The 23,074-nt window shown below is 71.3% G+C and carries 20 protein-coding genes; 18 read left to right on the forward strand and 2 right to left on the reverse strand.

The window, feature by feature from the left end; all coding sequences use genetic code 11:
• Window positions 1-78 precede the first annotated feature (78 nt).
• Both uvrA and ABZ564_RS12915 read left to right on the forward strand, forming a co-directional pair.
• On the forward strand, window positions 79-3,090 hold the full coding sequence (gene uvrA, locus ABZ564_RS12910) for an excinuclease ABC subunit UvrA (RefSeq protein WP_360854157.1): 3,012 nt from the start codon (window positions 79-81) through the stop codon (window positions 3,088-3,090).
• Window positions 3,091-3,306: 216 nt separating this feature from the next.
• On the forward strand, window positions 3,307-3,735 hold the full coding sequence (locus ABZ564_RS12915) for a Rieske (2Fe-2S) protein (protein ID WP_360854160.1): 429 nt from the start codon (window positions 3,307-3,309) through the stop codon (window positions 3,733-3,735).
• A gap of 65 nt (window positions 3,736-3,800) precedes the next feature.
• On the opposite strand, the gene ABZ564_RS12920 is transcribed toward ABZ564_RS12915, so the two are convergent.
• Window positions 3,801-4,727 carry a hypothetical protein gene (locus tag ABZ564_RS12920; RefSeq protein ID WP_360854163.1) on the reverse strand — a complete coding sequence of 309 codons (927 nt, stop codon included), beginning with the start codon at window positions 4,725-4,727 and terminating at the stop codon, window positions 3,801-3,803.
• 226 nt (window positions 4,728-4,953) lie between these two features.
• On the opposite strand from ABZ564_RS12920, the gene ABZ564_RS12925 reads away from it, so the two are divergent.
• From ABZ564_RS12925 to pgi, 12 genes are all read left to right on the forward strand, one after another.
• Window positions 4,954-5,625: a papain-like cysteine protease family protein gene (locus ABZ564_RS12925; protein WP_360854166.1), complete on the forward strand. Its 672-nt coding sequence runs from the start codon at window positions 4,954-4,956 to the stop codon at window positions 5,623-5,625.
• A 4-nt stretch (window positions 5,626-5,629) separates the two neighbouring features.
• The gene (locus ABZ564_RS12930; RefSeq protein WP_360854169.1) at window positions 5,630-6,508 is read left to right on the forward strand and encodes a hypothetical protein; all 879 of its coding nucleotides are present in this window, start codon (window positions 5,630-5,632) and stop codon (window positions 6,506-6,508) included.
• Window positions 6,509-6,621: 113 nt separating this feature from the next.
• A complete protein-coding gene (gene uvrC, locus ABZ564_RS12935) occupies window positions 6,622-8,646 on the forward strand; it encodes an excinuclease ABC subunit UvrC (protein WP_360854172.1) in 2,025 nt (674 codons plus the stop codon).
• Window positions 8,643-9,608 carry an RNase adapter RapZ gene (rapZ, locus tag ABZ564_RS12940; protein ID WP_360854175.1) on the forward strand — a complete coding sequence of 322 codons (966 nt, stop codon included), beginning with the start codon at window positions 8,643-8,645 and terminating at the stop codon, window positions 9,606-9,608. The genes uvrC and rapZ overlap by 4 nt, the downstream gene beginning before the upstream one ends.
• Complete coding sequence (gene yvcK, locus ABZ564_RS12945) at window positions 9,605-10,639, forward strand: uridine diphosphate-N-acetylglucosamine-binding protein YvcK (protein ID WP_360854178.1); 1,035 nt, start codon at window positions 9,605-9,607, stop codon at window positions 10,637-10,639. The genes rapZ and yvcK overlap by 4 nt, the downstream gene beginning before the upstream one ends.
• A complete protein-coding gene (whiA, locus tag ABZ564_RS12950; protein WP_030919772.1) occupies window positions 10,630-11,619 on the forward strand; it encodes a DNA-binding protein WhiA in 990 nt (329 codons plus the stop codon). The genes yvcK and whiA overlap by 10 nt, the downstream gene beginning before the upstream one ends.
• Before the next feature lie 259 nt (window positions 11,620-11,878).
• A complete protein-coding gene (gap, locus tag ABZ564_RS12955; RefSeq protein WP_360854182.1) occupies window positions 11,879-12,889 on the forward strand; it encodes a type I glyceraldehyde-3-phosphate dehydrogenase in 1,011 nt (336 codons plus the stop codon).
• A gap of 111 nt (window positions 12,890-13,000) precedes the next feature.
• On the forward strand, window positions 13,001-14,212 hold the full coding sequence (locus ABZ564_RS12960; RefSeq protein ID WP_360854185.1) for a phosphoglycerate kinase: 1,212 nt from the start codon (window positions 13,001-13,003) through the stop codon (window positions 14,210-14,212).
• Between the two features lie 6 nt (window positions 14,213-14,218).
• A complete protein-coding gene (tpiA, locus tag ABZ564_RS12965) occupies window positions 14,219-14,995 on the forward strand; it encodes a triose-phosphate isomerase (RefSeq protein ID WP_360854188.1) in 777 nt (258 codons plus the stop codon).
• 110 nt (window positions 14,996-15,105) lie between these two features.
• A complete protein-coding gene (gene secG / locus ABZ564_RS12970) occupies window positions 15,106-15,342 on the forward strand; it encodes a preprotein translocase subunit SecG (protein WP_143618920.1) in 237 nt (78 codons plus the stop codon).
• 109 nt (window positions 15,343-15,451) lie between these two features.
• Complete coding sequence (locus ABZ564_RS12975) at window positions 15,452-15,787, forward strand: RNA polymerase-binding protein RbpA (RefSeq protein WP_360854192.1); 336 nt, start codon at window positions 15,452-15,454, stop codon at window positions 15,785-15,787.
• Between the two features lie 212 nt (window positions 15,788-15,999).
• On the forward strand, window positions 16,000-17,652 hold the full coding sequence (pgi, locus tag ABZ564_RS12980) for a glucose-6-phosphate isomerase (protein ID WP_360854195.1): 1,653 nt from the start codon (window positions 16,000-16,002) through the stop codon (window positions 17,650-17,652).
• Window positions 17,653-17,706: 54 nt separating this feature from the next.
• Here pgi and ABZ564_RS12985 read toward each other — a convergent pair whose 3' ends face one another.
• Window positions 17,707-18,837 carry a SagB/ThcOx family dehydrogenase gene (locus ABZ564_RS12985; protein ID WP_360854199.1) on the reverse strand — a complete coding sequence of 377 codons (1,131 nt, stop codon included), beginning with the start codon at window positions 18,835-18,837 and terminating at the stop codon, window positions 17,707-17,709.
• 533 nt (window positions 18,838-19,370) lie between these two features.
• Between ABZ564_RS12985 and ABZ564_RS12990 the strand changes: the two genes are divergently transcribed.
• Genes ABZ564_RS12990 through ABZ564_RS13005 form a run of 4 tightly spaced genes read left to right on the forward strand, consistent with a single transcriptional unit; the run spans window position 19,371 to window position 22,941 of the window.
• Window positions 19,371-19,757: an SCP2 sterol-binding domain-containing protein gene (locus ABZ564_RS12990; RefSeq protein WP_360854202.1), complete on the forward strand. Its 387-nt coding sequence runs from the start codon at window positions 19,371-19,373 to the stop codon at window positions 19,755-19,757.
• Window positions 19,758-19,796: 39 nt separating this feature from the next.
• The gene (locus ABZ564_RS12995) at window positions 19,797-21,023 is read left to right on the forward strand and encodes an acyl-CoA dehydrogenase family protein (RefSeq protein WP_360854205.1); all 1,227 of its coding nucleotides are present in this window, start codon (window positions 19,797-19,799) and stop codon (window positions 21,021-21,023) included.
• Window positions 21,020-22,015 (forward strand): hypothetical protein, encoded by a 996-nt coding sequence (locus ABZ564_RS13000; RefSeq protein ID WP_360854208.1) that lies wholly within the window; start codon window positions 21,020-21,022, stop codon window positions 22,013-22,015. Before ABZ564_RS12995 ends, ABZ564_RS13000 begins: the two co-directional genes overlap by 4 nt.
• On the forward strand, window positions 22,012-22,941 hold the full coding sequence (locus ABZ564_RS13005; RefSeq protein ID WP_360854211.1) for a ThiF family adenylyltransferase: 930 nt from the start codon (window positions 22,012-22,014) through the stop codon (window positions 22,939-22,941). Before ABZ564_RS13000 ends, ABZ564_RS13005 begins: the two co-directional genes overlap by 4 nt.
• Window positions 22,942-23,074 lie beyond the last annotated feature (133 nt).

Genomic DNA, 23,074 nt, shown 5'->3' on the forward strand with positions numbered 1-23,074 from the left:
TACACCGCTGTGGCACCCCCCATAACCTGGGCCAGGGGCTCAGTTCCCCCGCTTCTCTCCAGAAAGGTGCGGACCGGCGTGGCCGACCGTCTCATCGTCCGTGGCGCTCGTGAGCACAACCTCAAGAACGTCTCGCTCGACCTTCCCCGCGACTCCCTGATCGTCTTCACCGGGCTCTCCGGGTCGGGCAAGTCGTCGCTCGCGTTCGACACGATCTTCGCGGAGGGCCAGCGCCGCTACGTGGAGTCGCTCTCCTCGTACGCCCGGCAGTTCCTCGGCCAGATGGACAAGCCGGACGTCGACTTCATCGAGGGCCTGTCGCCCGCCGTCTCCATCGACCAGAAGTCGACCTCGCGCAACCCGCGCTCGACGGTCGGCACCATCACGGAGGTCTACGACTACCTCCGGCTGCTCTTCGCCAGGATCGGCAAGCCGCACTGCCCCGAGTGCCGGCGCCCGATCTCGCGCCAGTCGCCGCAGGCCATCGTGGACAAGGTCCTGGGCCTGCCCGAGGGAAGCCGCTTCCAGGTCCTCTCACCGCTGGTGCGCGAGCGCAAGGGCGAGTTCGTCGACCTGTTCTCCGACCTCCAGACCAAGGGCTACAGCCGCGCCAGGGTGGACGGCGCGACCATCCAGCTCTCCGAGCCGCCCACGCTCAAGAAGCAGGAGAAGCACACCATCGAGGTGGTCATCGACCGCCTCACCGTGAAGGACAGCGCCAAGCGCCGGCTGACGGACTCCGTCGAGACCGCGCTGGGCCTCTCCGGCGGCATGGTCGTGCTCGACTTCGTCGACCTCCCCGAGGACGACCCCGAGCGCGAGCGGATGTACTCGGAGCACCTCTACTGCCCGTACGACGACCTCTCCTTCGAGGAGCTGGAGCCGCGCTCCTTCTCCTTCAACTCCCCGTTCGGCGCCTGTCCCGACTGCACCGGCATCGGTACGCGCATGGAGGTCGACCCGGAGCTGATCGTCCCGGACGAGGAGAAGTCCCTCGACGAGGGCGCCATCCACCCCTGGTCGCACGGCCACACCAAGGAGTACTTCGGCCGCCAGATCAACGCCCTGGCCGAGGCCCTCGGCTTCCGTACGGACATCCCCTGGGCGGGGCTGCCGCAGCGCGCCAGGAAGGCCCTGCTGCACGGCCACAAGATCCAGACCGAGGTCCGCTACCGGAACCGCTACGGGCGTGAGCGCGCCTACACCACCCCCTCCTTCGAGGGCGCCGTCCAGTTCGTCAAGCGGCGGCACTCCGAGGCCGAGAGCGACTCCAGCCGGGAGCGCTTCGAGGGGTACATGCGCGAGGTCCCCTGCCCGACCTGCGAGGGCACCCGCCTCAAGCCCATCGTCCTCGCGGTCACGGTGATGGACAGGTCCATCGCCGAGGTCGCCGCGATGTCGATCAGCGAGTGCGCCGAGTTCCTCGGCCGCCTCAAGCTGAACGCCCGCGACAAGAAGATCGCCGAGCGAGTGCTCAAGGAGGTCAACGAGCGGCTGAGGTTCCTGGTCGACGTCGGCCTGGACTACCTCTCGCTGAACCGCGCGGCGGGTACCCTGTCCGGCGGCGAGGCCCAGCGCATCCGGCTCGCCACCCAGATCGGCTCCGGTCTCGTCGGCGTGCTCTACGTGCTGGACGAGCCGTCCATCGGGCTGCACCAGCGCGACAACCACCGGCTGATCGAGACCCTGGTCCGCCTCCGCGACATGGGCAACACGCTCATCGTCGTGGAGCACGACGAGGACACCATCAAGGTCGCCGACTGGGTCGTCGACATCGGCCCCGGCGCCGGTGAGCACGGCGGCAAGGTGGTCCACTCCGGCTCGCTCAAGGAACTGCTGGCCAACGACAAGTCGGTCACCGGGCAGTACCTCACCGGCAAGAAGTCGATCCCGGTGCCCGAGGTGCGGCGCCCCGTGGACCCCTCGCGGCTGCTCACGGTGCACGGCGCCCGGGAGAACAACCTCCGGGACATCGACGTCTCCTTCCCGCTCGGCGTGCTGACCGCCGTCACCGGCGTCTCAGGATCCGGCAAGTCGACGCTGGTCAACGACATCCTCTACACCCACCTGGCCCGCGAGCTGAACGGCGCCAAGTCGGTGCCCGGCCGGCACACCCGGGTCGACGGGGACGACCTCGTCGACAAGGTGGTGCACGTCGACCAGTCGCCCATCGGCCGTACGCCCCGGTCCAACCCGGCCACGTACACCGGTGTCTTCGACCACGTCCGCAGGCTGTTCGCCGAGACGATGGAGGCCAAGGTCCGCGGCTATCTGCCGGGCCGGTTCTCCTTCAACGTCAAGGGCGGCCGCTGCGAGAACTGCTCCGGCGACGGCACCATCAAGATCGAGATGAACTTCCTGCCCGACGTGTACGTCCCGTGCGAGGTCTGCCACGGTGCGCGCTACAACCGGGAGACCCTGGAGGTCCACTACAAGGGCAAGTCCATCGCCGAAGTGCTGGACATGCCGATCGAGGAGGGGCTGGAGTTCTTCGAGGCCGTCCCCACCATCGCGCGCCACCTGCGCACGCTCAACGAGGTCGGCCTCGGGTACGTGCGGCTCGGTCAGTCCGCGCCGACGCTCTCCGGCGGTGAGGCCCAGCGGGTCAAGCTCGCCAGCGAGCTCCAGAAGCGTTCCACCGGCCGTACGGTCTACGTCCTGGACGAGCCGACCACCGGTCTGCACTTCGAGGACATCTCCAAGCTGATCAAGGTGCTGTCCGGCCTGGTCGACAAGGGGAACTCGGTGATCGTCATCGAGCACAACCTCGACGTCATCAAGACCGCCGACTGGGTCGTCGACATGGGCCCCGAGGGAGGCAGCGGCGGCGGCCTGGTCATCGCCGAGGGCACCCCGGAGTACGTGGCCGGCGTCCCCGCCAGCCACACCGGGAAGTTCCTCCAGGACATCCTGGACGCCGGCCGGGTGACCGAGGCCGCCGTGCCGGGCGCCCGCAAGCCCGCCGGGAAGAAGGCCGCGAAGAAGACGGCCGCCGCCAAGTCGGCTCCGGCCACGAAGACGGCGACGGCCAGGGCGTCCGTGGCGAAGAAGCCCGCCGCCAAGAAGACGGCCCGCGCCCGCAAGGCCTGAGACCGGGGGCGCGGCGGGGTGGCGGCCCCTTCGGGGGCCGTCGCCTCGCCGCGTTCCCGCACCTGACCAGCGGCGACCCGGACGGACCGGCCCGCGCGCGGAGACGTCCGTCTCCGCCGGTATCGTCGGTTACGTCACCGATGCCGCCGCCGCCCCCGGCAGCTCTGGCACGGTTTTCCGCTCTGCCTCTTTGACGCCTCGACCCGTGGAGACCGCATGTCCGGCCAGCCCGCCGCCCGCCGCACCGTGCTGAAGGGCGCCGCTCTCGCGGGCGTCGCAGGGCTGGGAGCGGCCGCCTGCTCGACCGACTCCAAGCTCGGCCACGCCCAGACGCCGACCCCCACCGCCCGCGTCGAGCTGGGCGCGCCGGACGAGGTGCCGGTCGGCCAGTCCAAGCTCTACCGCGAGCAGCGTGTGATCGTCACCTGCCCGGCCAAGGGGGAGTACAAGGCCTTCAGCGCCCAGTGCACCCACGCCGGCTGCCTGCTGGACCGGGTCGAGAAGAACGAGGGCCACTGCCCCTGCCACGGCAGCCTCTTCGACACGACGACCGGCAAGGCCGTGCACGGCCCCGCGACCGTGCCGCTGCCCTCCGTCCCGGTCCGCGTCGAGGACGGGAAGCTGGTCGTCGGCCCGGAGGCCTGAGCCGGCCGGACGGCCGTCGGCCCTCCGGCCGCAGCGCCCGCCCCGCCCCGGTACCCGCTCCCGCCCTACTCCCAGTCCCAGTCGATCCCGACCAGGCCCGGCCGCACCCCCTGCTCCACCAGATGCACGGTCCGGTGCCGGCCGGTGAGCGTGAGATCCGCCCGCGCGCCCCGGGGCGCGCCCGCCGACACCTGGGCGAAGCTGCGGCACCGTACCGGCAGCGCCGCCTCGTCGAACCCGACCTGCAGCACGTACTGCCCGCCGCCGAAGGTGAAGCCGCGCAGATACTCGCCGCACGGCCCGCCCGTGCCGTCCTCGAAGCCGTAGCCGAACAGGTACGTCTCGCCCGTCCGCAGCCGCGTGTCGAACAGCAGCTCGGCGACCAGCACCCCCGTCCCACGGTCCCACCGGACCCGGCCCGTCCGGCAGTTCTCCCGGGCGTGCACCGCCACCCGCTCCGGATCGCAGCCCGGGTCGCCGACGTACACCGCGAGATAGCGGTCGATGCCGTCGCGGTGGGCGCGCACCACGTGCTGGGAAGCCCGGGACTGCATCCGGCGGCCCGGCCCGATCCGTACCCGCTCCTGGTGGCCCACCGTGTGCAGCCCGCCGTCCGCCGGTGACTCCATGCCCGCGAGCAGCCGCTCCACCGCCCCGGACGCCTCCACCAGCGAGCGGTACGTGCGCGCGGGCGGGCGCTCGGGGCCGGGGCGGGACTCCCCGGCGTCCAGCAGGCCGAGCAGCGAGTTCACCGGCAGGTCGAGCACCTCCTCCAGGGCCTTCACGGCCCGCAGCGACTCCGGGCGCTGCGGGCGGCGGGCGCCCTGCTGCCAGTAACTCAGGCTGGTCACACCGACCCTGACCCCCCGGTGCGCCAGATGGTGCCGTACCCGCTGGAGCGGCAGCCCGCGCACCGAGAGCGCGGTGCGCAGGGCCAGATGGAACGGTCCGGTGTGCAGCACCTGCGCCAGTTCGGCCTCGGTGTGCCCCATGGGTCCTCCATGTGAACGTTCACGCCGGCCGGGCACGGGGCCGCGGCGGCGGGTGCCGGTCCGCAGGTGGTCGGGGGCGCGTGTTCACACCGGGGCCCCGGGCGTTCACACCGCGGTGTTCACCCGCATTCAAGCGTGTTGACCCGTTCCCGACAACGGTCGATGCTCCTCCACAGCGTCCGGACGCGCCCCTCGGAACCCCCGCCCCCCGCCAGGGAGGAACACCATGCGCAACCGCAGGATCCGGCCGGCCCGGCTGTCGGTGACAGCCGTACTCGCCGCCGTGCTGCTCGCCGCACCCACGGCGACCGCCACCGCCGCCGACCAGGGCCGCACCGCCACCTCCGCGCTCCAGGGCCGCACCGTCACCGCGGCGGCCCCCGCCCGGACGCCGTCCGCCCCGACGGCCGCCCTCGCCGCCACCCGGCGGCTGAACATCACGATGCAGGCACAGCAGAAGTCCAACTGGTGCTGGGCCGCGTCCGGCAACACCATCGCCACCTGGTACGGCCGCGCCTACAGCCAGAACCAGTTCTGCAACGCGGCCTTCGGCCGGGCCCAGGGCTACGAGTGCCCCAACTCGCAGGCCGCGCTCGACAACGTGCAGAACGCCCTGTACTGGGCCGGCGTCAACCCCGGCTCGTACGTGAACGGCTGGCTGCGCTACTCCACGGTGCAGACCGAGATATCCGCCGGCCGCCCGGTGGAGACCCGCATCCAGTGGTCGTCGGGCGGCGGCCACATGCACGTCCTGTACGGCTACGACGACGCCGACAGCCTCGTCTACTGGGGAGACCCCTGGCCCTCCAGCAACCGCTACAACTGGGCCTCGCATGCCTGGTACGTGAACAACAGCGAGTTCTCCTGGACCCACTCGCTCTACCGGATCGGGGCGTGACGGCATGACCTCCATCGGTTCCCCGGCCCGTGTGCGCGGTGCCCGCCGTCCCCTCGCCGCCGCCCTGGCCGCCGCCGGTGCGCTGGCCGGCGCGGCCCTGCTCACCGCCGCCCCGCAGGCGGCCGCCGCCGACGGCCCCTCGGCCGGCCCCGCCGCCCTGGCCGCGGCCCACCGGGCGGCCACCGACGCCAAGACCCTGGACACGCTGTCCCGGTTCTTCGCCCGTGAGGGTGCCGTCAGCGAGGCGGCGGCCGCACCCCGCGTCGAGGGCGCCGCCGTGCCCGTGCGCACCCTGTCCGCCGGGTTCGTCGCGGGCGAGCCGGGAGCCCCCCTCGCCTCCCTGGACTACCTGGCCAGCACGGCGGTCTCGTCGGACGGGCAGAAGGCCTCCCTGTGGACGCTGCCCGAGCCGGGCGAGGACGGCGCCTGGCAGGTGGTGAACATCGCCACCGGCGACGACGAGGCCCGCTACACCGCGGCGGGCGCCCGCAAGCTGCCCGGCGGCATCGTCTTCCGCGAGCCCCAGATCGACGCCTGGTACGTCCAGAAGGGCGACCGGGTCCTCCCGCTCGACCAGGACGCCGTCCGGGCGGTCGGCGAGCGGGGGACGACGCTGTCCGCCTACCGCAGCCGGGTCCGCGCCGCCTACGCCGACAAGCTGCCCGGCTCCGCCTACGCGCGCAAGGGCGAGGCCGGCGGCTACGGGCCCGCCGGGGCGAAGCCCGCCGGCGAGGAGCGGTCCGGGCCCGCCGTCGCCGCGGCCTCCGGCAAGGACACCGCTCCGGCCGTCGGCGCCACCGCGGCCGCCGCGGGCGCCGCCGCCGTACTCGCCCTGTGCGGCGGCACGGTCCTGCGCCTGAGGAGCCGCCGCAGGACGGGGTGACCCGCCCCCGCCCATGACCCCGCGCTCCGGGACAGGTGGCCCCACCCCTGCCCCGGAGCGCGGCGCCGTGCGCGCACACCGTGCTGTCACTGCCCGCAAGTAGGGTGGGAGGCATGGCAGACCCCTCCAGCTACCGACCCAAGCCGGGACAGATCCCCGACTCCCCGGGGGTCTACAAATTCCGCGACGAGCACCGCCGGGTGATCTACGTCGGGAAGGCCAAGAGCCTGCGCCAGCGCCTGGCCAGCTACTTCCAGGACCTCTCCGGTCTCCATCCGCGCACGCGCACGATGGTGACCACGGCCGCGTCCGTGGAGTGGACCGTCGTCGCCACCGAGGTCGAGGCGCTCCAGCTCGAATACTCCTGGATCAAGGAGTTCGACCCCCGGTTCAACGTCAAGTACCGCGACGACAAGAGCTACCCCTACCTGGCGGTCACGCTGAACGAGGAGTTCCCCCGTGTCCAGGTGATGCGCGGCGCCAAGAAGAAGGGCGTGCGCTACTTCGGCCCGTACGGGCACGCCTGGGCGATCCGCGAGACGGTCGACCTGATGCTCCGCGTCTTCCCCGTCCGCACGTGCTCCGCGGGCGTCTTCAAGAACGCCGCCCGGACCGGCCGCCCCTGCCTCCTCGGCTACATCGGCAAGTGCTCGGCCCCCTGTGTCGGCCGCGTCACCCCCGGGGAACACCGCGAACTTGCCGACGACTTCTGCGACTTCATGGCCGGCCGCACCGGCGCGTACATCCGCCGCCTGGAGAAGGACATGATGGCGGCGGCCGAGGAGATGGAGTACGAGCGGGCGGCGCGGCTGCGCGACGACGTGGAGGCGCTCAAACGCGCCATGGAGAAGAGCGCCGTCGTCCTCGCCGACGCCACCGACGCCGACCTCGTCGCGGTTGCCGAGGACGAGCTGGAGGCCGCCGTCCAGATCTTCCACGTCCGGGGCGGCCGGGTGCGCGGCCAGCGCGGCTGGGTCACCGACAAGGTGGAGAACGTCGACACCTCCGGCCTCGTGGAGCACGCCCTGCAGCAGCTCTACGGTGAGGAGAGCGGCGACGCCGTCCCCAAGGAGGTTCTGGTCCCGGCCCTTCCCGAGGACCCCGCGGCGGTCTCGCAGTGGCTCGCGGACCGGCGCGGTTCCCAGGTCAGCCTGCGCATCCCGCAGCGCGGCGACAAGAAGGACCTGATGGTCACGGTCCAGCGCAACGCCCAGCAGGCCCTCGGGCTGCACAAGACCAAGCGCGCCTCCGACCTCACCACCCGCTCCCGGGCCCTGGAGGAGATCGCCGAGGCCCTGGGCCTGGACACCGCCCCGCTGCGCATCGAGTGCTTCGACATCTCCCACCTCCAGGGCGAGGACGTCGTGGCCTCCATGGTGGTCTTCGAGGACGGACTGGCCCGCAAGGGGGAGTACCGCCGCTTCCAGATCAAGGGCTTCGAGGGCCAGGACGACGTCCGCTCGATGCACGAGGTGATCAGCCGCCGCTTCCGCCGCTACCTCCAGGAGAAGGAGCGCACGGGCGAATGGGAGGAGACCCCGGCCGCCACGGGCCCCGTGCCGCCGCCCGCCGACGAGAGCGTCCCGGCCGGGGAGCCCCGCGAGGACGATGGACGCCCCAAGCGGTTCGCGTACCCCCCGCAGCTCCTCGTCGTCGACGGCGGGCAGCCGCAGGTCGCCGCCGCCAAGCGGGCCCTGGACGAGCTGGGCATCGACGACATCGCCGTCTGCGGCCTCGCCAAGCGCCTGGAAGAGGTCTGGCTGCCCGATGACGACGACCCGGTGGTCCTGCCCCGCTCCAGCGAGGGCCTCTACCTCCTCCAGCGCGTCCGCGACGAGGCGCACCGCTTCGCCATCACCTACCAGCGGGCCAAGCGGGCCAAGCGCATCCGTTCCAGCCCCCTGGACGCCGTCGCCGGCCTCGGAGAGACCCGGAAACAGGCCCTGATCAAGCATTTCGGCTCCGTCAGGAAGCTGCGGCAGGCGACAATCGACGAGATCTGTGAGGTTCCCGGGGTAGGCCGCAGGACCGCGGAGTCCGTGGCCGTCGCCCTCGCGGCGGCCACCCCGGCCGCACCCGCCGTGAACACGGCCACAGGAGAGATCATGGAAGAGGACGACGGGGGCAGCACGGCATGACTGACCACGAACATGAACACGGGCACGACCGCACAGACCGAGCAGACGGAGCAGCACACGTGAGTACGGGCACCTCGACCGAGACGGGCGACACCGCGGCGGCCATCCCGGAGCTGGTGATCATCTCCGGCATGTCCGGCGCCGGGCGCAGCACCGCCGCCAAGTGCCTGGAGGACCTCGGCTGGTTCGTCGTCGACAACCTGCCGCCCGCGCTGATCCCCACCATGGTGGAGCTCGGCGCCCGCTCCCAGGGCAACGTGGCGCGGATCGCCGTCGTCGTCGACGTGCGCGGCCGCCGCTTCTTCGACAACCTCCGGGAGTCCCTCGCCGACCTGGACGCCAAGGGCGTCACCCACCGGGTGGTCTTCCTGGAGTCCTCCGACGACGCGCTGGTCCGCCGCTTCGAGTCGGTCCGCCGCCCGCACCCCCTCCAGGGCGACGGCCGCATCGTCGACGGCATCGCCGCCGAGCGCGACCTGCTGCGTGAGCTGCGCGGCGACGCCGACCTGGTCATCGACACCTCCAGCCTCAACGTCCACGAGCTGCGCGCCAAGATGGACGCCCAGTTCGCCGGCGACGAGGAGCCGGAGCTGCGCGCCACGGTGATGTCGTTCGGCTTCAAGTACGGCCTGCCGGTCGACGCCGACCTGGTGGTGGACTGCCGCTTCCTGCCCAACCCGCACTGGGTCCCGGAGCTGCGCCCGTTCACCGGGCTCAACGAGGAGGTCTCCTCGTACGTCTTCGACCAGCCGGGCGCCAAGGAGTTCCTCAACCAGTACACGGAACTGCTCCAGCTCGTGGCCGCGGGCTACCGCCGCGAGGGCAAGCGCTATGTGACCATCGCGGTGGGCTGCACGGGCGGGAAGCACCGCTCGGTGGCCATGTCGGAGAAGCTGGCGGCCCGGCTCGCCACGGAGGGGATCGAGACCGTGCTCGTCCACAGGGACATGGGGCGCGAGTGACCAGCCGCAATCTGCGCCTGCGCCGGCTGCGGGGAGCGGGGCCCGCGTTCTCCGTGCGCAAGCGCGGCGCCCAGCCCAAGGTCGTCGCCCTCGGCGGCGGCCATGGCCTGTCGGCCTCCCTCACCGCGCTGCGCCGGATCACCGGCGACCTGACCGCCGTGGTCACCGTGGCCGACGACGGGGGCTCCAGCGGGCGGCTGCGCGAGGAGCTGGGCGTGCTGCCCCCCGGCGACCTGCGCAAGGCGCTGGCCGCCCTGTGCGGCGACGACGACTGGGGCCAGACCTGGGCCCAGGTCATCCAGCACCGCTTCCAGTCCAAGGGCGCCCTGCACGAGCACGCGGTCGGCAATCTGCTGATCGTCGCCCTCTGGGAACAGCTGGGCGACCACGTCCAGGCCCTGGACCTGGTCGGCAAACTGCTCGGCGCGCACGGCCGCGTCCTGCCCATGTCCGCCGTCCCGCTGGAGCTCCAGGCCCTCGTCAAGGGGCACGACCCGGAGCGCCCGGAGGACGTGGACACCGTCCGCGGCCAGGCCACCGTCGCCCTCACACCGGGCGAGGTCCAGTCCGTGCACGTGGTCCCGGCCGACCCGCCGGCCGTCCCCGAGGCGGTCGCCGCCGTGCGGGACGCGGACTGGGTGGTGCTCGGCCCGGGCTCCTGGTTCTCCTCGGTCATCCCGCACCTGCTCGTCCCCGAACTGCTGGACGCGCTGATCGAGACGAAGGCCCGCAAGGTCCTCTCGCTGAATCTCGCACCGCAGCCCGGCGAAACAGAAGGCTTCTCACCGCAGCGTCATTTGGAGGTTTTGGGACGACACGCCCCTAAACTCGCCCTGGACGTGGTGCTGGCCGACGAGGCCGCCGTACCCGACCGCGAGTCCCTCGCCGACGCAGCAAAGCGGCTCGGTGCCGCGGTCGAACTGGCGCCCGTGGCCTCACCCGACGGCGTTCCGATCCATGATCCGGAGCTGTTGGCCGCCGCGTACGACCGTATTTTTCGGATGCATGGAAGGATCGGCCCATGGCGATGACGCCGGCGGTGAAGGACGAAATCTCTCGGCTTCCCGTGACCCGGACCTGCTGCAGGAAAGCGGAGGTCTCGGCGATTCTTCGGTTCGCGGGTGGACTCCACCTGGTGAGCGGCCGGATCGTGATCGAGGCGGAGCTGGACACCGCGATGGCGGCGCGCCGGCTCAAGCGGGACATCCTGGAGATCTTCGGGCACAGCTCGGAGCTGATCGTGATGGCCCCCGGCGGACTGCGGCGCGGCTCGCGCTACGTCGTACGGGTGGTGGCGGGCGGCGACCAGCTGGCGCGCCAGACCGGGCTGGTCGACGGCCGGGGCCGCCCCATCCGCGGCCTCCCCCCGCAGGTGGTCTCGGGGGCCACCTGCGACGCCGAGGCCGCCTGGCGCGGCGCCTTCCTGGCGCACGGCTCGCTCACCGAGCCCGGCCGCTCCTCCTCGCTGGAGGTGACCTGCCCCGGCCCGGAGGCCGCGCTCGCCCTGGTCGGCGCCGCCCGCCGGCTCTCCATCGCGGCCAAGGCCCGCGAGGTGCGCGGCGTGGACCGGGTCGTCGTCCGCGACGGCGACGCCATCGGCGCCCTGCTCACCCGGCTCGGCGCCCATGAGTCGGTGCTGGCCTGGGAGGAGCGCCGGATGCGCCGCGAGGTCCGCGCCACGGCCAACCGCCTCGCCAACTTCGACGACGCGAACCTGCGCCGCTCCGCCCGGGCCGCGGTCGCCGCGGGCGCCCGGGTGGGCCGCGCGCTGGAGATCCTGGGCGAGGAGGTCCCGGAGCACCTGGCGGCGGCCGGCCGGCTGCGCATGGAGCACAAGCAGGCGTCCCTGGAGGAGCTCGGCGCCCTCGCCGACCCGCCGCTGACCAAGGACGCCGTCGCGGGCCGCATCCGCCGGCTCCTGGCGATGGCCGACAAGCGGGCCCAGGACCTCGGCATTCCCGGTACGGAATCCACTCTGAGCGAAGAGCTGGCCGACGGCCTGGTCGGCTGAGCCGCATCCGCGGACCGCGCCCCGCGAGGGGAACGGCCCGCCGGTCCGCGGGCGTTGACGCTGCGTAATCGTCGCAGGGAGCGCCGGGAGGCGATCGGAGGCCCGTGCTCCTACTGGGGAGTACGGGCTTTCCGTGTCCTTACGGCCCCGCTCGATGTCACCCCGGCGGCTTCGGAGAGGTAGGGTCGTAGGCGGTCGGGGACATCCCATACAACTCGCCGGCGTCGAAAACCGGCGTACCTAACGAGGAGATCGGTTCGTGACGATCCGCGTAGGCATCAACGGCTTTGGCCGCATCGGTCGTAACTACTTCCGCGCGCTGCTGGAGCAGGGTGCGGACATCGAGATCGTGGCTGTCAACGACCTGGGTGACACCGCGACCACGGCGCACCTGCTGAAGTACGACACCATCCTGGGTCGTCTGAAGGCAGAGGTCAGCCACACCGCCGACACCATCACCGTCGACGGCCACACCATCAAGGTGCTCTCCGAGCGCAACCCGGCCGACATCCCCTGGGGTGAGCTGGGCGTCGACATCGTCATCGAGTCGACCGGCATCTTCACCAAGAAGGCCGACGCCGAGAAGCACATCGCCGGTGGCGCGAAGAAGGTCCTCATCTCGGCTCCGGCCAAGGACGAGGACATCACCATCGTGATGGGCGTCAACCAGGACAAGTACGACGCGGCCAACCACCACGTCATCTCCAACGCGTCCTGCACGACCAACTGTGTCGCCCCGATGGCCAAGGTTCTGGACGAGAACTTCGGCATCGTCAAGGGCCTCATGACGACGGTCCACGCGTACACCAACGACCAGCGCATCCTGGACTTCCCGCACTCGGACCTGCGCCGCGCCCGCGCCGCCGCCGAGAACATCATCCCGACCACGACCGGCGCCGCCAAGGCGACCGCTCTGGTCCTGCCGCAGCTCAAGGGCAAGCTCGACGGCATCGCGATGCGCGTCCCGGTCCCGACCGGCTCCGCGACCGACCTGGTCGTGACGCTGCAGCGCGAGGTCACCAAGGACGAGGTCAACGCCGCGTTCAAGAAGGCCGCCGACGACGGCGACCTCAAGGGCATCCTGTACTACACCGAGGACCCGATCGTGTCCTCGGACATCGTCAGCGACCCGGCGTCCTGCACCTTCGACTCCTCCCTGACCATGGTCCAGGAGGGCAACTCGGTGAAGATCCTCGGCTGGTACGACAACGAGTGGGGCTACTCCAACCGTCTCGTCGACCTCACCGTCTTCGTCGGCGGCCAGCTCTGAGCACCGCCGAACCGGCAGGCATCTCGATGTGAGCACGGGGCTCGAACAGCGCAACGCCGCGCCGTTCGAGCCCCCTCGCATGCTCCCTCGTCCTCCAAGGAGTCCAGACAGATGAAGACGATCGCCGAACTTCTCGCCGAAGGGGTCGCCGGCAAGCGGGTATTCGTCCGCGCCGACCTCAACGTGCCGCTGAGCGGCACCACCATCACCGACGACGGCCGCATCCGCGCCGTCGCCCCGACCGTCAGCAAGCTGGCCGAGGCCGGCGCCCGGGTCGTCGTCGCCTCGCACCTGGGCCGCCCCAAGGGTGCCCCGGACCCGGCGTTCTCGCTGGCCCCCGCCGCCACCCGGCTCGGTGAACTGCTCGGCGCCGACGTGGCGTTCGCGACCGACACGGTCGGCGAGTCCGCCCGCGCCACCGTCGCCGCGCTCACCGACGGTCAGGTCGCCGTCATCGAGAACCTCCGCTTCAACCCCGGCGAGACCTCCAAGGACGACGCCGAGCGCGGCGCCTTCGCCGACCAGCTGGCCGAACTGGCCGAGCTGTACGTGGGGGACGGCTTCGGCGCCGTCCACCGCAAGCACGCCTCGGTCTTCGACCTCCCGGCCCGCCTCCCGCACGCCGCCGGCGACCTCATCGCCACCGAGGTCGGTGTCCTGAAGAAGCTCACCGACGACGTGCAGCGGCCCTACGCCGTCGTGCTCGGCGGCGCCAAGGTCTCCGACAAGCTCGGCGTCATCGACCACCTGCTGGAGCGCGCCGACCGCATCCTGATCGGCGGCGGCATGGCGTACACCTTCCTCAAGGCCCAGGGCCACGAGGTCGGCAGCTCGCTGCTCCAGGAGGACCAGATCCCGGCGGTCCAGGAGTACCTGCGGCGCGCCGAGGAGAAGGGCGTGGAGTTCGTGCTCCCCGTCGACGTCGTCGTCGCGCCCGCCTTCCCGGACCTCAAGACCAAGGCCCCGGCCCACCCGGAGACCGTCCCCGCCGACGCGATGCCGGCCGGGCAGATGGGCCTGGACAACGGCCCGGAGACCAACAAGCTCTACGCATCGAAGCTCGCCGACGCGGCCACCGTCTTCTGGAACGGTCCGATGGGCGTCTTCGAACACCCCGACTTCGCCGAGGGCACCCGGGCCGTCGCCCAGGCCCTCGTCGACTCCTCGGGCTTCAGCGTGGTCGGCGGTGGCGACTCCGCCGCCGCGGTCCGCATCCTGGGCTTCGACGAGAACGCGTTCGGACACATCTCGACCGGTGGCGGTGCCAGCCTCGAATACCTCGAGGGCAAGACGCTTCCCGGCCTCGCCGCTCTGGAGGACTGACCTTTCATGACCACTCGCACCCCGCTGATGGCGGGCAACTGGAAGATGAACCTCAACCACCTCGAGGCCATCGCCCACGTCCAGAAGCTCGCCTTCGCCCTGGCCGACAAGGACTACGACGCCGTCGAGGTCGCCGTCCTGCCGCCCTTCACCGACCTGCGCTCCGTGCAGACGCTGGTCGACGGCGACAAGCTGAAGATCAAGTACGGCGCCCAGGACATCTCGGCGCACGACTCCGGCGCGTACACCGGTGAGATCTCCGGCCCCATGCTCGCCAAGCTGAAGTGCACCTTCGTCGCCATCGGCCACAGCGAGCGCCGCCAGTACCACGGCGAGACCGACGAGGTCTGCAACGCCAAGGTGAAGGCCGCCTACAAGCACGGTCTGATCCCGATCCTGTGCGTCGGCGAGGGCCTGGACGTCCGCAAGGCCGGCGAGCAGGTCGCGTACACCCTCGCGCAGCTCGACGGCGCCCTGAAGGACATCCCGGCCGAGCAGGCCGAGACCATCGTGGTCGCCTACGAGCCGGTCTGGGCCATCGGCACCGGCGAGGTCGCCACCCCGGAGGACGCGCAGGAGGTCTGCGGTGCGATCCGCGCCCGCCTCGCCGAGCTGTACTCGCAGGAGCTGGCCGACGCGGTCCGCATCCAGTACGGCGGCTCGGTCAAGTCCGGCAACGTGGCGGCGATCATGGCCCAGCCCGACGTCGACGGCGCCCTGATCGGCGGCGCGGCGCTGGACGCCGACGAGTTCGTCAAGATCGTCCGCTTCCGCGACCAGTGAGTATGCGGTAGCGCGGATCCGTCGTACCCTTGCGGGGGCCTGGGAGGGCAGCCTCCCGGCCCCCGTTGTTCGCACACGCAGTCGGTATTTCCGGAAAGTAGGGACCAGCCGTGATTCTGGGGTTCGAGATCGCCCTGATCGTCTTCAGCCTGCTGCTGATGCTGCTGGTGCTGATGCACAAGGGCAAGGGCGGGGGTCTCTCCGACATGTTCGGCGGCGGCATGCAGTCCTCCGTCGGCGGTTCCTCGGTCGCCGAGCGCAACCTCGACCGCATCACCGTCGTGGTCGGTCTGGCCTGGTTCGCGTGCATCGTGGTGCTTGGTCTGCTCATCAAGCTGGACAACTGACCCGTCGTAAGCGATTCCCGGTGACGGTGTAACTCCTTTCACTGGACGCGCGTTGGGCCTTACGTAGACTGGGGCATCCTCGAGCACCATCACGCAGGGAGTTACGACCGTGGCAAGTGGCAACGCGATCCGGGGAAGCCGGGTCGGAGCGGGGCCGATGGGGGAGGCCGAGCGCGGCGAGTCCGCGCCACGACTCCGCATCTCCTTCTGGTGCTCGAACGGGCACGAGACGCAGCCCAGCTTCGCCCATGACGCGCAGGTACCGGAGACCTGGGACTGCCCGCGCTGCGGTTTCCCGGCCGGCCAGGACCCGGAGAGCCCGCCGGACCCGCCGCGCACCGAACCGTACAAGACGCACCTCGCGTACGTGCGCGAGCGGCGCAGCGACGCGGACGGCGAGGCCATTCTCGCCGAGGCCCTCGCGAAGCTCCGCGGCGAGATCTAGTGCCGCGGCCCTAGTAGTCGTTCACCGGCCGGTCACCCCCTGGGTGGCCGGCCGGAGTGCTTCCTCGGGTCCTGTCCGGAGTTCCCCCGCGCCGGAGCTCCGGACAGGACCTCGTGCCGCAGCCCGCCGTTGTCACGTCCGGCCGCCTGATCAATTAGGTTGGAGGGGCAGCGGGGAACTGCGGTTACGAGAGAAGTGGGCTGATGTCCGGGATGAACGCAACAAGCCGTACCAGGCTCAACCAGACGCCGGAATGGGCGGCGCTGGGCAAGCACCGTGAGCAGCTCGGGTCGCTCCATCTGCGCCAGCTGTTCGCGGAGGACCCGGAGCGCGGCACCGGGTACACCCTGCGGGTCGGCGACCTGCACCTCGACTACTCCAAGCACCTGGTCACCGACGAGACGCTGGGGCTGCTGCGCGAACTGGCCGCCGCCACCGACGTCGCCGGGCTGCGTGACGCCATGTTCCGCGGCGAGAAGATCAACACCACCGAGGACCGGGCCGTCCTGCACACCGCGCTCCGCGCACCGCGCGACGCCGTCATCGAGGTCGACGGCGAGAACGTGGTGCCGGCCGTGCACGCGGTGCTCGACAAGATGGCGGCGTTCTCCGACCGTGTCAGGTCGGGGGAGTGGACCGGCCACACCGGCAAGCCGATCAAGAACATCGTCAACATCGGCATCGGCGGCTCCGACCTGGGCCCCGCCATGGCGTACGAGGTGCTGCGCTCCTTCACGGACCGCTCGCTCACCTTCCGCTTCGTCTCCAACGTGGACGGCGCCGACCTGCACGAGGCCGTGCGCGACCTCGACCCGGCCGAGACGCTGTTCATCATCGCCTCGAAGACCTTCACCACGATCGAGACGATCACCAACGCCACCTCCGCCCGTAACTGGCTGCTCACCGGCCTGAGTGCGGGTCAGGAGGCCGTCGCCAAGCACTTCGTGGCGCTGTCGACCAACGCGGAGAAGGTCGCGGACTTCGGCATCGACACGGCCAACATGTTCGAGTTCTGGGACTGGGTCGGCGGACGCTACTCGTACGACTCCGCCATCGGCCTGTCCCTGATGATCGCCATCGGCCCGGACCGGTTCCGCGAGATGCTCGACGGCTTCCACCTCGTCGACGAGCACTTCCGCACCGCCCCCGCCGAGCAGAACGCCCCGCTGCTGCTCGGCCTGCTGGGCGTCTGGTACGGCGCGTTCTTCGACGCCCAGTCGCACGCCGTGCTGCCCTACAGCCACTACCTGTCCAAGTTCACCGCGTACCTGCAGCAGCTGGACATGGAGTCCAACGGCAAGTCCGTGGACCGCGACGGCAACCCGGTCGACTGGCAGACCGGTCCGGTCGTCTGGGGCACCCCCGGGACCAACGGCCAGCACGCCTACTACCAGCTGATCCACCAGGGCACGAAGGTCATCCCGGCCGACTTCATCGGCTTCGCGCGGCCGGTCGAGGACCTGCTGCCCGGCCTGGTCGCCCAGCACGACCTGCTGATGGCCAACTTCTTCGCCCAGACCCAGGCCCTGGCCTTCGGCAAGACGCCGGACGAGGTGCGCGCCGAGGGCGTTCCCGAGGAACTGGTGGCGCACAAGACGTTCCGGGGCAACCACCCGACGACGACGATCCTCGCCGACCGGCTCACCCCGTCCGTGCTCGGCCAGCTGATCGCCCTGTACGAGCACAAGGTCTTCGTCCAGGGCGCGATCTGGAACATCGACTCCTTCGACCAGTGGGGGGTCGAACTCGGCAAGGTCCTCGCCAAGAAGATCGAACCGGTCCTGACCGAGGGCGAGGGCGGCGAGCAGCTGGACAGCTCGACCGCCGCGCTCGTCTCCGCCTACCGCGAGCTGCGCGGGCGCTGAACCGGCCGGAGGGGGCGGTGCGGGCCCGCCCGCACCGCCCCCTCCCGCATGAGGTCAGGGCGCCGCCAGCGTGGTGGCGCCGAACGCGGCCGCGCCGGCCGGTGGCGGCGCGTCCCGGGGCGCCGTATCCGGATGGCCGGCGGCCAGTACGTACAGCGGGACGCGGCCGGCGTCGTCCAGGCCGCAGCGGGCGGCGACCGCCGAGTCCCGGAACGCGCCGGTCTGCGCGGGCCCGAGCCCGAGGGCCGTCGCCGTCAGAGCGAACGTCTGGCCCAGGTGGCCGGCGTCCAGCAGGCAGACCCGGTAGGCGCGCGGCGTCGGGTATTTCACGCCCATCCGCTCCAGGCGGGCGGCGAGTACGACGAAGAAGGCGGGCCGGGCCGCCCACGGCTGGTCCGCGCAGAGGTGGACGGCCTCGGCGGGGCTGAAGCCCTCGGAGAGCAGTTCGAGCCCGTGGAACAGCCCGTCGTAGTGGTACCAGCCGGAGGGCAGTCCTTCGACATCGAGGACGCCCACGTAGGCGTCGATCTCCTGCCGTGATCCGCCCTGCGGACTCGTACGCCGGTACAGCGCGCCCCGGCCGCAGTCGATGAAGTCGACCGGCCCGAACACCGCAGCCAGCAGGGCGGCCAGGGTGTCCACGGCCACCGGCGCGCCGGTGAAGTCGCGGTGGGTGCGGCGGTCGAACAGGACCTGGTCGTACGGCATCCGCAGCTCCGCCGGGCGGCGCGGCAACAGGAGCCGGGGCGCCCGCGGGTGGCTGGTGAACAGCGGGGGCAGGGGGCCGGTGTCCGCGTCGTCGGCCTCGCCGGCGGGATCGTCCGGTGAGTCGCCGGAGGGTGCCGCGTCATAGACGTCGGACGTGGCGTAGTGGAAGAACGACGCCTCGGGCGCCCAGGCGCCCCACTGCCCGGCGATCAGCTCGTCGCGCCGGGCCGCCTCGCCGCCCTCGTTCAGCAGGGCCCCGGCGTCTCTCAGCGCCGCCATGGCCTCCTCGACCGTGTCCGGGGTCAGGTGCCGGAGGCCCCCGGCCGCCTGGCCGGGCGTGCTCCACTCCTCGAACGCGGACAGCACCTCCGCCGCGACGGGATGCAGGGCCGTGGGCGTGCCGTGCGGATGGGGATGGACGACGAACTCGCCCTCGTGCCAGTAGCACGTCAGACAACGGGAGCGGCGAAGACGCAAGGTGACTCCTGGGGCGGGACGGGAAAGGGGCCTGGTACCCGCGTGGGGCCGGGGGCGAAGAGGGAAGCCGGCCCCACGCGGGAGCCGTCAGGACTGGCGGTAGGCCCACGTCCAGTTCCAGCTGGAGCTCTGCCCGGCCTGGGGGCGGTCGGCCCGGAGGACGGCCCGGTGCTTCATCTCGATCCTGCGCATGGTGGATCACTTCCTTTCCTCATTGCCCGTCGCGGATGTCGCGGCGGGGCTTCTCCATGACGCGGCATGACTGCTCCGAAATGCAAGGAGCGCTTACCCGTATCACCCTTTCGTGGTTCTTTCCATGGCCTTTGATTTCGCTTTGTGTTGTATCGAAGGGCAGGGGAATCACTGGCGGTCATCACGCGTCTGTCGGGCAAAATGCCTGGTCATAGGCGTGTAGGCGGCTGGTCTTGCTGTTTTCTTTCCGTCTTTTGTCGGAGACCTGTCGGCATGGCCGAGGCCGGGTGGGGGCTGTCGTAGCGTGCTCGCACCGACCGCAGATAACGCGAAGGAAAACCATGAGCGTATTTCCGTCCGGAGAAAAGGCCGACGCCGTGTTCGGGCGCCTGTTCAGCGTTCTGCTGGAGGACGAGCAGTTCGTGGAGAAGGCCCGCAAGGAGTCCTTGTCCGTACAGCTCGTGCACAGCAGGCCCGACTGCCGGATCTTCGTCTCGCCCGACGGGGTCGTCCTCGGGGACGAGGCACCGTTCAAGCCGGCGATCACTCTCAGGATGTCCTGCGACACCGCGCACGCGCTGTGGCTGGGCCGGCTGCCCGTACCGGCGGCCATCGCCACCGGCAAGCTCCGCATCCGCGGCCGGATCGCCAAGGTGCTGGAGCTCGTGCCCCTGCTCCAGCCGGCCTTCGACCGCTACCCGGACATCGCCGCCGACGCCGGCATCTGACCCGGCACCCCCACCACTCTCACCAAGGAGCCCTCAGTCATGACCATCGATGTCCCGGGAGACCTCCCCCCGGAACTGAACTTCGACGAGCTGCCGCCCGCCGTGCGGGAGCTCAAGGAGGCCGCACGGCGGTACGCCCGGGAGGAGGTGCGCCCCCGGGTCCAGGAGCTGGACCAGGCACCGGCCGAGGACTTCGACTGGGACCTCGTACGCGCCGGCCACGAGGCGGGACTGACCCGGGCGGCCGTCCCCACCGACTACGGCGGCCTCGGCCTCGGCATGCTCGGTGTCGCCACGGCCCTGGAGGAAGTGGCCGCCGTGTGCCCCGGCACCGCGCTCGTCTTCGGCGCCACCATGCTCGGGCAGGCACCGCTCCTGCTCTCCGGCGACCCCCGCCTCCAGGCGCGCTACCTGCCCCTCTTCTCCGGTGACGAGCCGGTGCTCGCGTGCAACGCCGTCACCGAGGAGGACGCGGGCTGCGACCTGATCATCCCCGCCAACGCGCACCACGCGCGCAACGTCATGACCGCCCGCCGGGACGGCGACGACTACGTCCTCAGCGGCCGGAAGCGGTTCATCACCAACGCCCGCTTCGCCGCCTTCGCCTCCGTGTTCGCCAACATGGAGGGCAGCCCCGGGGCGACCGGGCTCACCTCCTTCATCGTGCCGCTGAACCTCCCCGGCGTGGAGCGCGGCCCGGTCGCGGACAAGATGGGCTACCGGGCCTGCCTCGGCAGCGAACTGACCTTCCACGACGTCCGGGTGCCCGCCGAGAACATGATCGGCGTGGAGGGCGAGGGCATGGCCATCAACATGGCCCAGAGCAACATGGCCCGCGCCGCCGTCGCCGGGATCTCCACCGGCGTGGCACGCGGCGCCCTGGAAGCGGCCGTCGACTGGGCCGGCGAACGCGTCCAGGGCGGCACGCTGCTGCACCGCCACCAGTTCACCGCCGCCAAGCTGGCCGACATGAGTGCCAAGGTCGAAGCCGCCCGGCTGCTCTACCTGCGGGCGGCGAACACCGTGGACACCCAACTGCCGCCGCCCGCCTACGAGCCGGCCGTCGCCAAACTGTTCGCCGACCGGGCCGCCATCGACGTCGCCGACGCCGCCTGCTCCCTCGTCGGTGCCCGCGGCTACCTGCGCTCCCACGGCGTGGAGAAGATGCTCCGCGACGCCTACGGCACCCGCATCTACGAGGGCACCCCCGAAGTGCTGGCGCTCACCATCACCGAAAGCCTCTACGCCGGGGACGATGCCGAGTGAACGCGCCCTCCCCGCGCACCGGCGGCGACCGCCACGGGCGCACCGCCATCCCCACCTCCGCGGACCCCACCGGATCGCGCGCCCTGCGCTACGTCGCCGACATCATCGAGCTGCACGAACGGCTCGGCTACCGGCAGCTCCCCGCCGAGATCACCGGCACGCCGCTGTACCACGCGGAGGACCCCGAAAGCGGTCTGATCACCCTGACCGCGCGGGACAGCCAGTTCCCCGCCCGGTACCTCCGGGGCATCCTCGGTTTCCGGCTCGCCCAGTACCTGCGGCTGAGCTGGATCTCGGCCGACCTGGTCTACCGGACCGCCGCCTTCCACGAGCCCCTGCCCCGGACCGGCGAGACCGAGAGCATCCACACCGTGTGCCTCTGCTCACGGACCGGCCGCATCCGCGGCTACGTCGGGCTGAGCTGTTCAGCGGACACTGTCGGCCTTCCCCTCGACTCGGCCCAGCGCGCCCTGTTCCCGACCGAGGCGGCGCACGGTGTGGACCTGCTGGCGCCCTACGCCCGCCCCGGCCTCGACACCCACCAGGTCTTCGAGCTGAAGCGGTTCCTGCGCGACCAGTCGATGCCGCTCGGCATCCAGCACGACCGGGTGCCGTGGCACCTCATGCTGGGCATGGGCGAGGCGATGATCCAGCTCGGCGACGCGATCAGCCTCGTCCTGGGCGACGCGAAGGAGCACGTGGCCCTGCGCCACCTGCGGCTGGCCGGCTTCGACCTCCACGTGGTCGAGGACACCTCGCCGAGCCTGCCGGAGACCGACCCGCTCGCGCCCATCTACCACCAGGGCGTCGTCGCCAAGCCGTTCGTGGCGCCGGTGCCGACGGACCTGCCCTGGTACCGCGACGTCGTCCGCTCCTATCTGGAGGGCACCAGCGACCTGACCTCGTACCACGAGATGGTCGCCAGACTGGCGGCGCGCAGGCGGAAGCCCGACGGTCCCACGATCCCCCGTCAGCGCGGAGGCTCCCGATGACGGCCGAGGACATGAGCCGGCTCGCGGCCGGTCACGAGGAGTCGCCCGCCCACCGGGTCTTCTACGACGAGCTCGTCACCCGTAACGCGGGCGTCGTCCCGCCCCGGGACCAGCAGGCGCTCCGCGAGGCGACGGTCCTCGTCGCGGGCTGCGGCTCGATCGGCGGTGCCGCCGTGGAACCGCTGACCCGGCTCGGCGTTCAGCGCTTCCTGGTGGCCGACCCCGGCACGTACGAGCTGAACAACCTCAACCGGCAGAGCGCGGTCGCCGCCGACATCGACCAGAACAAGGCCGCGGGCGCCGCCGAACGCATCATGTCGATCAACCCGCACGCCCGGGTTTCGGTGTTCGCGGAAGGGGTGACCTCACAGAGCGTTCAACGGCTCACCGCGTCCTGCCAGCTGATCATCGACGGGGTGGACGTCACCACCGCCGAGGGCTGGCGCGCCAAGCACCTGCTGCACCGGGTCGCGGTGCAGCGGCGGCTGCCCCTGATCACCGGCTGGGACATGGCGGGCACCCAGTACGTGCGCTGCTACGACTACCGGCGCGTCCGGGAACCGTTCGCCGGCGCCATCACCGTGGACGACATCGTGCGCATGGACACCTGGGACCTGCTGCGGCGCGCGGTGCCGTTGCGCAGGGTGCCGGCCGAGATGCTGGCGGAGATCCGGGCCAACCATCTCCGCACGGACTACAGCTTTCCCCAAGTCGCCTACACGGCTACGGCTTTCGGGGTGCTGAGTTCCTACATGGCGGTCCGGCTCCTGGCCGGGAAGCCCGTGCGGTCCGAGATCCGGGTGGATGTGCACCAGCTGGCCCGGCCGTTCGGCGAGCGCTGGCGCGGGCGCCTGGTGTGGCCGGTCGAACTGGCCGCCCTGGTCCCGCCGATGATCCGCCTGCGGAGCCGGCAAGGCGCCCGCTGAACGAAGCCCCCGGTGCCGGGGGGGGGGGGGCCCCCCCCCCCCCCAACATCGAGGAAGGCACGAAATACATAAACAAAAGTGGAGGGGCGAGGACCCAGGTGGGGTGTAGTGCCCGGGCGGACCACGGGGGTGG

This window comes from Streptomyces sp. NPDC019224 (genome assembly GCF_040632605.1).
Classification (GTDB): domain Bacteria; phylum Actinomycetota; class Actinomycetes; order Streptomycetales; family Streptomycetaceae; genus Streptomyces.